The sequence below is a fragment of the Streptomyces longispororuber genome, assembly GCF_024448165.1.
Classification (GTDB): Bacteria; Actinomycetota; Actinomycetes; order Streptomycetales; family Streptomycetaceae; genus Streptomyces; species Streptomyces longispororuber_A.
The window spans coordinates 1-926 of record NZ_JAMOLN010000430.1 but is presented as its reverse complement, the minus strand read 5'-3'; the positions used below and the strand labels follow the sequence as shown (position 1 = coordinate 926).

Here is a 926-nt window from a genome sequence, read left to right as displayed (position 1 = left end):
CTGGACCGGGTGATCATCCGGTTCGCGGGCGATTCCGGTGACGGTATGCAGCTCACCGGGGACCGGTTCACCTCGGAGACGGCCTCGTTCGGCAACGATCTGTCGACGCTGCCGAACTTCCCGGCCGAGATCCGCGCCCCCGCCGGCACCCTGCCCGGCGTCTCCTCCTTCCAGCTGCACTTCGCCGACCACGACATCCTCACCCCCGGCGACGCGCCCAACGTGCTGGTCGCGATGAACCCCGCCGCCCTCAAGGCGAACATCGCCGACGTGCCCCGCGGCGCCGAAGTCATCGTGAACACCGACGAGTTCACCAAACGCGCGATGGCCAAGGTCGGCTACGAACAGAGCCCGCTGGAGGACGGCTCGCTGGACGGCTACCAGGTCCACCCCGTCCCGCTGACCACGCTGACCGTGGAGGCGCTCAAGGAGTTCGACCTGTCCCGCAAGGAGGCCGAACGCTCCAAGAACATGTTCGCCCTTGGCCTGCTGTCCTGGATGTACCACCGGCCCACCGAGGGCACCGAACGCTTCCTGAAACAGAAGTTCGCCCGCAAACCCGAAATCATGAAGGCCAACCTCGCCGCCTTCCACGCCGGCTGGAACTTCGGCGAGACCACCGAGGACTTCGCCGTCTCCTACGAGGTCGCCCCCGCCGCCACCGCGTTCCCCACCGGCACCTACCGCAACATCTCCGGGAACCTGGCCCTCTCCTACGGCCTGATCGCCGCATCCCGCCAGGCCGACCTGCCCCTCTACCTGGGCTCCTACCCCATCACCCCGGCCTCGGACATCCTCCACGAACTGTCCAGGCACAAGAACTTCGGCGTGCGCACCTTCCAGGCCGAGGACGAGATCGCCGGCATCGGCGCCGCCCTCGGCGCCGCCTTCGGCGGCTCGCTGGCGGTCACCACCACCTCCGGCCC

The 926-nt window shown here is 68.5% G+C and carries 1 protein-coding gene; it reads left to right on the top strand.

All coding sequences use genetic code 11. From position 1 onward, the window contains the following. A partial coding sequence (locus M4J07_RS47700) for a 2-oxoacid:acceptor oxidoreductase family protein (protein ID WP_255983658.1) occupies positions 1–926 on the top strand: 926 nt, incomplete at both ends.